General features: G+C 75.1%; 1 protein-coding gene. It reads left to right on the forward strand.

Features of this window, described 5'->3' with window-relative positions:
* Nucleotides 1-30 precede the first annotated feature (30 nt).
* Nucleotides 31-10,431, forward strand: a complete 10,401-nt coding sequence (locus tag AC068B_RS28420; protein WP_478674456.1) for a type I polyketide synthase — start codon at nt 31-33, stop codon at nt 10,429-10,431.
* Nucleotides 10,432-10,476: the final 45 nt, after the last annotated feature.

Consider the following 10,476-nt stretch of genomic DNA (forward strand, 5'->3'; position numbering starts at 1 on the left):
GACCGCCGTGCGGACGGACGGAGGAGCCCGGTGAGCGAGCAGAAACTGCGCGACTACCTCAACCGCGTCACCATCGACCTGAAGGAGACCCGCCGCAGGCTGCGCGAGTCCGAGGCCAGGAACCAGGAGCCGATCGCCGTCGTCTCGATGAGCTGCCGCTTCCCCGGCGGTGCCCGCACCCCCGAGGAGCTGTGGGAGCTGCTCGTCGCGGGCCGCGACACCGTCACCGGCATCCCCGGCGACCGCGGCTGGGACACCGCAGGCCTTGGCGCCGACGGGGTGCCGTGCCAGGGCGCGTTCATCGACGGGGCCGCCGACTTCGACGCCGAGTTCTTCGCCGTCTCCCCGCACGAGGCCCTCGCCATGGACCCGCAGCAGCGCCTGCTGCTCCAGAGCGCCTGGGAGGCGATCGAGCGCGGCGGCATCGACCCGGCGTCCCTGCGCGCCACCCGCACCGGCGTGTTCGCCGCGGCCATCGACCAGGGATACGCCCAACTGGGCGCCGGAGCCCCCGAGACCGTCCAGGGCTTCCTGATGACCGGCAACTCGATGAGCGTCATGTCCGGGCGCGTCGCCTACGCCCTGGGACTCGAAGGCCCCGCCGTCACCGTCGACACCGCCTGCTCCTCCTCCCTGGTGGCCCTGCACCAGGCGGCGTCGGCCCTGCGCAATGAAGAGTGCACGCTCGCGCTGGCCGGGGGCGTGACGGTGATGTCACGGCCGTCCGTCTTCACCGAGTTCAGCCGCCAGGGCGCCATGTCCGGCGACGGCCGCTGCAAGCCCTTCTCCGCCACCGCCGACGGCACCGGCTGGGGCGAGGGCGTGGGCATGCTCCTGCTCGAACGGCTCTGCGACGCCCGGCGCAACGGCCATCCGGTCCTCGCCGTGCTGCGCGGCTCCGCCGTCAACCAGGACGGCGCGAGCAACGGCCTGACCGCTCCCAACGGCCCCTCGCAGGAACGCGTCATCCGCGCCGCCCTCGCCGACGCGGGCCTGACCGCTGCCGACATCGACACCGTGGAGGCGCACGGCACCGGCACTACCCTCGGCGACCCCATCGAGGCCGACGCGCTGCTCGCCACCTATGGTCGGCACCGGTCGGCAGAGCAGCCGTTGTGGCTCGGCTCGCTGAAGTCCAACATCGGCCACACGCAGGCCGCCGCCGGTGTCGCGGGCGTCATCAAGACCGTCCTGGCCCTGCGCGCCGGACTGCTGCCGCGCACCCTGCACCTCACCGAGCCGACCCCGCACGTGGACTGGACGTCGGGCGCGGTCGCCCTGCTGGCCGAGGCCCAGGAGTGGCCTCGTACCGGCAGGCCGCGCCGCGCGGGCGTCTCCTCGTTCGGGATGAGCGGCACCAACGCCCACGTCATCCTCGAACAGGCCCCCGAAGACGAGCGGACGGCGGCCGCGGAGCCCGGCCCGGCGGCCCCCGCCGTCGTTCCCTGCGTGGTCAGCGGGCGCACCGCCGCCGCCCTGCGCGACCAGGCCGCACGTCTGGGCGCCCGGCTCGCCGCCGACCCCCAGGCCCGCCCGGAAGACATCGGATACTCGCTGGCCGCCACCCGCACCGCCTTCGAGCACCGTGCCGTCGTGACGGCGGGAGACCGGGCGGAACTGGCCGACGGCCTCGCCGCACTGGCCCGCGACGAGACGGCGACCACGGCCGCCGTCACCGGCTGCGCCGAACCACCGCCGGGCCGCGTCGCCCTGGTCTTCCCCGGCCAAGGCGCCCAGTGGCCCGGCATGGGCCGCGAACTCCTCGACACCGCACCGGCGTTCGCCCGGTCCATGGCCGCCTGCGAGGAAGCCCTGACCGGCCTGGTCGACTGGTCCCTGCGCGACGTCGTGCGCGGCGCACCCGGAGCCGCCTCCCTGAACCGGGTCGACGTCGTCCAGCCCGCCCTGTTCGCCATGATGGTCTCGCTCGCCGACCTGTGGCGCTCCTGGGGCGTCGAACCCGACGCCGTCGTCGGACACAGCCAGGGCGAGATCGCCGCCGCGGTGGTCGCCGGGGCGCTGTCCCTGGAGGACGGCGCGAAGGTCGTCGCGCTGCGCAGCCGCGCCATCGCCGCCCTCGATGCCGACGGCGGCATGGTCTCCCTCGCCCTGCCCCTCGCCCGGGCCGAGCGGGAGATCGCCCCCTGGGGGGAGCGGATCTCGGTCGCCGCCGTCAACGGCCCCGCCGCCGTGGTGGTCTCCGGCGACCGCGACGCCCTGGCCGAACTGGTCGCCGCCTGCCAGGAGCGCGACGTCCGGGCCCGCACCGTACCCGTCGACTACGCGTCGCACTCGGCGCACGTCGAACGCGTCCGGGACGAGGTGCTGCACGCCCTCGCCGACCTCACCCCGCGCGCATCGCACGTGCCGCTGATCTCCACGGTCACCGGCGACCGGCTTGACACCACCACGATGGACGCCGCGTACTGGTACCGGAACCTGCGCCACACCGTGCGCTTCGAAAGCGCGGTCCACACCCTGGCCGAGCAGGGCCACAGTGTGTTCCTGGAGGTGTCGCCGCACCCCGTCCTGACCATGCCCGTCCAGGACATCGCCGAGGACACGGGCGCCATCGACACCGTGGTCACCGGCACCCTCCGCCGCGACGAGGGCGGACTGCGCCGGGCCCTCGCCTCCGCCGCACAGCTGTGGGTGCGCGGAGTGGCCGTCAACTGGCATGCGGTGTACGAGGATTCCGGCGCCCGGCGGGTGGACCTGCCCACCTACCCCTTCCAGCAGCGCCGCCACTGGCTGCAGCCCGCCGCCTCCGGCGAGACGCCGACCGCGCACGACGGCGACTTCTGGCAGCTCGTCGAGCGCGGCGACGTGACCGAGGCCGCCGACGCGCTCGCCGTCGCCCCCGAGGCGCTCGGCCAGGTCCTGCCCGCCCTGGGCGACTGGCGTCGACGCCGGAGCGAGGCCGCCGTCACCGACGCCTGGCGCTACCGCGTCACCTGGCAACCCGTGCCCGAACCGCCCGCCGCCGCGCTCACCGGCCGCTGGCTGGTGGTCCTGCCGACCGAAGGCCCCGCAACGGACGTGGCCCACGCGGCCGTTCAGGCCCTGGCCGAGCACGGCGCGGACGTCGTGACCGCCGAGTTCGACGGTTCCCTCGTCCAGGGCAACGGCAGCGACCGCACCCGCATCGCCGCCACCTTGGCCGCCGCATCCGGCGACGTACCCCTCACCGGCGTCCTGTCGCTGCTCGCCCTCGCCGAGGGACCCCACCCCGGCCACCCGGCCCTGCCCACCGGCACCGCCCTCACCCTGGCCCTGGTCCAGGCGCTCGGCGACCTGGGCGCCACCGCCCCCCTGTGGTGCGCCACCTCCGGGGCCGTGTCCACCGGGCCGGACGACCCGCTCACCGCCCCCGCCCAGGCCATGGCATGGGGCACCGGCATGGTCGCCGCCCTCGAACACCCCGCCCGCTGGGGCGGACTGATCGACCTGCCCGCCGTGCTCGACGTCCGCGCCCGCGAACGGCTGTGCGCCGCGCTGCACGCGACCGGCGAGGACCAGCTCGCGGTCCGCCCCTCCGGCCTGTTCGCCCGCCGACTCGCCCGCGCCCCCCGCCCCGCCCGCCCCGCCCGCACCTGGAAGCCCCGCGGCACCGTGCTCCTGACCGGCGGCACCGGCGCCCTCGGCCCGCACCTGGCCCGCTGGCTGGCCCGTAGCGGCGCCGACCACCTCGTCATGCCGGGCCGCCGCGGCACGGACGCCCCCGGCACGGCCGCACTGGCCGCGGAACTCGCCGAGTCAGGCACCCGCGTCACCTTCCCCGAGTGCGACCTGGCCGACCGAGCCCAGGTCGAAGCGCTCCTGTCCGCCCTCGACGCCGCGGGCACACCGCCCACCGCCGTCGTGCACGCCGCCGCCTACATCGCCCTCGCACCCCTCGACACGATCCCCGTCGAGGCGTACGAACACGTCGTCGCCGCCAAGGCCGCGGGAGCCGGACACCTCGACGCCCTCCTGGACCGTGAGCTCGACGCCTTCGTCCTGTTCTCCTCCATCGCGGGCGTCTGGGGCAGCGGCGACCACGGCGCCTACTCGGCCGCCAACGCCTACCTCGACGCGCTGGCACAGCACCGGCGCGCCCGCGGGCTGACCGCCACCACCGTCGACTGGGGCATCTGGCAGGCCGAGAACCCCTGGGCGCCCGCGGCCGAGGCGGCCGACGCGGACCTGTTCAACCTCGAAGAGCACGGCCTCCCGCGGATCGACCCCGACCGTGCGCTCGCCGTCCTCCAGCAGATCCTCGACGACGACGAGACGCTGGTCACCGTCGCCGACGTCGACTGGGAACGGTTCGCCCCTGTCTTCACCGCGAGCCGCCCCAGTCCGCTGCTCCAAGGCGTCGCCGATGCCCGGCAGGCCCTGGACGCCCAGGAGACCGGCACCACAACGGCGCCCGTCGCCAAGGAACTCCGCCGAAGCCTTGCCGCCCGACGGCCCGCCGAACAGTCCCGCCTCCTGCTCGACCTCGTCCGCACCCACGCCGCCGCCGTCCTCGGCCACGACACCACCGATGCCGTACCCCCAGGGCGGGCCTTCCAGGACCTGGGGTTCGCCTCCCTGACCGCCGTCGAGCTGCGCAACAGGCTGAACACCGCCACCGGCCTGCGCCTGCCCTCGACCCTCGTCTTCGACCATCCCTCGGCGGCCGCGCTCGCCGCCCACCTCAGGAGCTGCCTGCTGGGTGCAGGCGTGGAGGGGACAGCGGACGGGACAGCAGCGGAGGAGAAGGCCACGGCAGCCTCCGACGAACCCCTCGCGATCGTCTCCCTGGGGTGCCGCCTGCCGGGCGGAATCAGCACCCCGGACGACCTGTGGCGGCTGCTCACCGGACGCGGCGACGCCGTCTCCGCGTTCCCCGCCGACCGGGGCTGGGACCTGGCGGAGCTCTACGACCCCGACCCCGACCACCCTGGCACCTCCACCACCCGGCACGGCGGATTCCTCCACGAAGCCGCCGAGTTCGACGCAGGCTTCTTCGGGATCTCCCCGCGCGAGGCCCTCGCCATGGACCCCCAGCAGCGCCTCCTGCTTGAAACCTCCTGGGAAGCCCTCGAACGCGCGGGTCTCGACCCCGAGGCCCTGCGCGGCAGCCGCACCGGCGTCTTCACCGGCGTCAACTACAGCGACTACGCCTCCGCCGTGGCCCGCTCCACCGAAGGCGAAGGACACCTGCTCACCGGCAGCGCGCCCAGCGTGGTCTCCGGACGGGTCGCCTACACCCTCGGCCTCGAAGGCCCGGCGATCACCGTCGACACCGCCTGCTCGTCCTCCCTCGTCGCCCTGCACCTGGCAGCCCGCGCCCTGCGCGCGGGCGACTGCTCCCTCGCCCTGGTCGGCGGCGTCGCCGTGATGTCCACACCCGGTGCCCTCGTCAGCTTCTCCCGCCAGCGGGGGCTCGCCGCCGACGGCCGGTGCAAGGCCTTCTCCGACAGCGCCGACGGCATGGGGATGGGCGAGGGCGCGGGCGTACTGCTCGTCGAACGGCTCTCGGACGCCCGCCGCAACGGGCACCCCGTCCTCGCCGTCGTACGCGGCTCCGCCGTCAACCAGGACGGCGCGAGCAACGGCCTCGCGGCCCCCAACGGGCCGAGCCAGCAGCGCGTCATCCGGGCCGCACTCACCGACGCGGGCCTGACGCCCGCCGACGTCGACGTGGTCGAGGCCCACGGCACCGGCACCACCCTCGGTGACCCCATCGAGGCCCAGGCCCTCCTGGCCACCTACGGACAGGAACGGCCCGCCGAACACCCCCTGCTCATCGGCTCCCTGAAGTCCAACATCGGCCACACCCAGGCCCTGTCGGGCGTCGCGGGCGTCATGAAGACGGTCCTGGCCCTCGGCCACGGCACCGTCCCCGCGACCCTCCACGTCGACCGGCCCACCACCCACGTCGACTGGACCCAGGGCGCCGTGGCCCTCGCCACCGACACCACCCCCTGGCCCGACCGGGACCGGCCGCGCCGTGCGGGCGTCTCCTCCTTCGGCCTGAGCGGCACCAACGCCCACGTCATCCTGGAGCAGGCTCCGGTCGTCCTGGAACAGGCCCCGGGGGAGACGAGCCCCGAACCGGCGGCACCCCTGCCCGCCCCGATCGTGCCCTGGCTCCTGTCGGCGAGGTCTGCCGAAGCGCTCCAGGCCCAAGCCGCCCGGCTCCTGGACCACTTGACGCACGGGGGCTCCACTACCACCTGTGACGTCGCGGACGTCGCGCTCTCCCTGGCTTCCCGCACCGCCTTCGAGCACCGGGCCGCCCTCGTGGCCGACCGGTCCCTGCTCCTGCCCGCCTTGGCGGAATGGGCCGCGGGTGCCACCCCGGCCTGCTCCGTGAGCGGCGTGCGGGACGGCGAAGGGCGCACCGTGCTGATCTTCCCGGGCCAGGGCTCGCAGTGGGCGGGCATGGCGCGTCAACTGCTCACGGAGTCAGCGGAGTTCGCGGAGTCCATGCAGCAGTGTGAGGCCGCGCTCGCGCCCCACGCGCCGTGGTCGCTGCTCGACGTGGTCCGGTCCGGCGAAGGGCTCGACCGGGTGGACGTGGTGCAGCCGGTGCTGTTCGCGGTGATGGTGTCCCTGGCCCGGCTGTGGGAGGCCTTCGGGGTGCTGCCCGACGCGGTGGTGGGGCATTCGCAGGGGGAGATCGCCGCCGCGGTGGTGGCGGGCGCCCTCTCGCTGGAGGACGGGGCGAAGGTGGTCGCGCTGCGCAGCCGGGCCATCGCCCGACTGGGCGGGCGGGGTGGGATGGTGTCCCTCGCCGTCTCGGCCCAGGAAGCGCGCGCACGCATCGCCGCGTGGGGCGAGCGGCTGTCCCTCGCTGCAGTCAACGGACCGTCCTCGGTCGTGGTCTCCGGTGATGCCGATGCCCTGGAGAAGCTGCTCGCCGCCTGCGAGGACGAAGGCGTACGCGCCCGCAGGATCGACGTGGACTACGCCTCCCACTCCGCCCACATGGAGAGCCTCGAAGCCGAGCTGCGCACGGCGCTCAAGGACATCGAGCCCGTCGCGGGCGACATCCCCCTTTACTCCACGGTGACCGGCGACTGGCTCGACACCACGACGATGGACGCGGGCTACTGGTACGCCAACCTCCGCCGCACGGTGGACTTCGAGCCCGCGATCCGCGTGCTGGCAGGTGCGGGCTTCACCACGTACATCGAAGTGAGCCCGCACCCCGTCCTGACCCCGGCCGTCGAGGAGACCGTGCAGTCGACGGACACCGAAGCGGCCGTCCTCGGCACACTGCGGCGCGACGAGGGCGGCATGGAGCGTCTGCTCCTGTCCCTCGCCACCGCCTGGGCGCACGGCAGCCCCGTCGACTGGCCGCGGCTGTTCGCGGACACCGCGGCCGTCCGCATCGACCTGCCCACCTATGCCTTCCAGCACCGGCCCTACTGGGCCGTTCCCGACCCCGCGGCCGGGGCGGGCGATGTCACGGCCGCGGGACTCGGCTCCCCGGCCCACCCGCTCCTCGGCGCGTCCTTCGAGGTCGCCGGTACCGGCGAGACGCTGCTCAGCGGACGTCTCTCGCTGCACACCCACCCCTGGCTCGCCGACCACGCCGTATCGGGCGTCGTCCTGCTGCCCGGCGCCGCGTTCGTGGAACTGGCGGTGCGGGCGGGCGACGAGACGGGCTGCCCCATCCTGGAGGAACTGACCCTGCAGGCACCCCTGGTGCTGCCCGAGAGCGGGGGAGTGCGGCTCCAACTGAGGGTCGGCGCCCCGGACGACTCGGGCCGCCGCACCCTGGACGTCTTCTCCTGCCCTGAGGACACCCCCGAAGCGGGATGGACACCGCACGCCACGGGCATCGTCGCGGAACAGCCGAAACACGGGGGACAGGCCGCCCCGGATGCGCTGTCGGAGCAGTCGGAGCACGCGAGCTGGCCCCCGCCCGGAGCCGTACCGGTCGACATCGAGGACCTGTACGAGCGCTTCGCCGCCTCCGGGTACGGCTACGGATCGGCGTTCCAGGGGCTGCGCGCCGCCTGGCGACGGGGCGACGAGCTGTTCACCGACGTACGGCTGCCCCAGGGCCAGCACCCGGCGGCCGCCGCCTTCGGAGTCCACCCCGCGCTCCTCGACGCGGCGCTCCAGGGCCTGTGGCTGGGGCCGGGCGACGGCGCAGGGGCGGAGCTCGAACCGGGCACCGCGCGCCTGCCGTTCTCGTGGACCGGCGTGACCCTGCACGCGTCGGGCGCCACCGACCTGCGGGTACGCCTGTCCTGTGATCCCCGCCACCCCGTCTCGCTGCACGCCAGCGACTCGCTGGGGCGCCCGGTGGTCACCGTGGAGGAACTGGTGGTCCGGCCTGTCCACACCGACACACTGCGCTCGGCAACCGCCACCGCCCCGGCCCCGGCGCACGACTCCCTCTTCCGGCTGGAGTGGAACCCCGTGCCCGCCGCCGCGCCCACCGCCCGGCCGCACCGCGCGCGCTGGGCCGCGCTCGGTGCCGAGGGCCTGCTGCCCGACACTCATCCGGACCTCGACGCTCTCGCCGCCGCCGTCACTCAGGGCGGGCCCGTGCCCGACGCCGTACTCGTGCCGTGCGACACGGCAGGGCAGGACGCCGAGGCCGTACGGGCCGCAGTACGCGCCACACTGACGCTGCTGCAGGCCTGGCTCTCCGACGACCGGTTCGCCGATGCCCGCCTGGTGTTCCTCACCCGGGGAGCCGTCGCGGCGGTCGAGGGCGAGGACGTGCCCGACCCGGCGGCCGCGGCGGCCCGAGGCCTGGTCCGCTCGGCCCAGTCCGAGCACCCCGGCCGCTTCCTCCTGGTGGACACCGACGGGACGGACCACGACACACTGCTCGCACTGCTGTCGGCGGGGCTCGACCTCGAAGAGCCCCAACTAGCCGTACGAGAAGGTCAGATGCTCGCCGCCCGGCTGGCCCGCGTGCCCGTGGCGGACGACCCGGGCGCCATGCCGGTCACGGAGACGGCCTCGCCCGGCGCGGCAGCCACCGCGCCGGACACCACGGTTCCCGGGCCCGCCTCCGAGCCTTCCGAGCCCTCCGCGTCCCTCGACCCGAACGGCACGGTCCTCATCACCGGCGCGGGCGGGGCACTCGGCGCCCTCGTGGCCCGCCACCTCGCCGCCCGGCACGGCGCGCGCCGACTGCTCCTGGCCGGACGCCGGGGCGGAGCGGTGCCCGGCGCCGCCGAGCTGCTCGCCGACCTCCAAGAGAGCGGCGTCCACGCCGAGTTCACCGCGTGCGACGTCGCCGACCGGACCGCCGTGCAGCAGCTCGTCGCGGGCGTTCCCGCTGAGCATCCCCTGACCGCCGTCGTGCACGCCGCCGGTGTCCTCGACGACGGCGTCGTCACCTCGCTCACGCCCGAGCGGCTCGACCCCGTGCTGCGCCCCAAGGTCGACGCGGCCCTTCACCTGCACGAACTCACCAAGGACCTGGACCTCGCCGCCTTCATCCTCTTCTCCTCCGCGTCGGCCGTGATCGGCAACGCGGGCCAGGGCAACTACGCGGCGGGCAACGCCTTCCTCGACGCCCTGGCACAGCACCGCCGCAGCCTCGGACTGCCCGCCACCGCACTGGCCTGGGGGCTGTGGGAGCGGCGCGGCGAGATGACGGACACACTCGCCCCGACCGGGCTGCGCCGCATGACCCGCGGCGGCGTGAGCGCGCTCACCGACGCCGAGGGCCTCGCCCTCTTCGACACCGCCCTGCGCCTCGACGACGCGCACCTGGTCCCCCTGCGCCTCGACCCCGCCCGGCTGCGGACACAGACCGAGGCAGCGTCCCTGCCGCCGCTGCTGCGGGGACTCGTCCGCGGCGCGCCCCGGCGCACGGCAGCCTCGGCCGACGCGGGCCGGGCCGCGTCGTTGCGGGAACACCTCGCGGTCCTGGGCGCCGAGGAGCGCACGGAGCGCGTCGGGGAGCTGGTGCGGGCCCGCGTGGCGGACGTCCTCGGGCACGGCGGCGCCGACGCGATCGATCCCGAACGGGCCTTCAAGGACCTCGGATTCGACTCGCTGACCGCCGTCGACCTGCGCAACCGGCTGAACGCGGCGACCGGCCTGCGGCTGCCCGCCACCCTGGTTTTCGACCATCCGACACCGGCCGCCGTGGCCGCCCTGGTGGCCGCGCGCCTGGCACCCGCCTCCGAACCCCCGGCCGCGCCCGGCACCAACGGCACCGGTGGCCCGGGCGGCACCCACGGGGACCGCGAGCTGCACCGCCGCCTGGCCGCGATCCCGGTCGCCCGCCTGCGCGACGCCGGTCTCCTGGACGCACTGCTGCGCCTGACGGATCCCGGCGCCCCCGAGAACCCCGCGGAGGACACCGACGCGATCCGGGAGATGGAAGTGGACGGCCTGATCCGCATGGCCCTCGGCAACACCGACGGCGACCCGGCCCCCGACCCGGCCCCCCACAACGGAGACGGCAACCGTGGCTGATCCGGCACCGCACCCGAACGTGCCCGAACCGGCACGGCAGGAAGG

It is taken from the genome of Streptomyces sp. NPDC042371, from assembly GCF_056437465.1.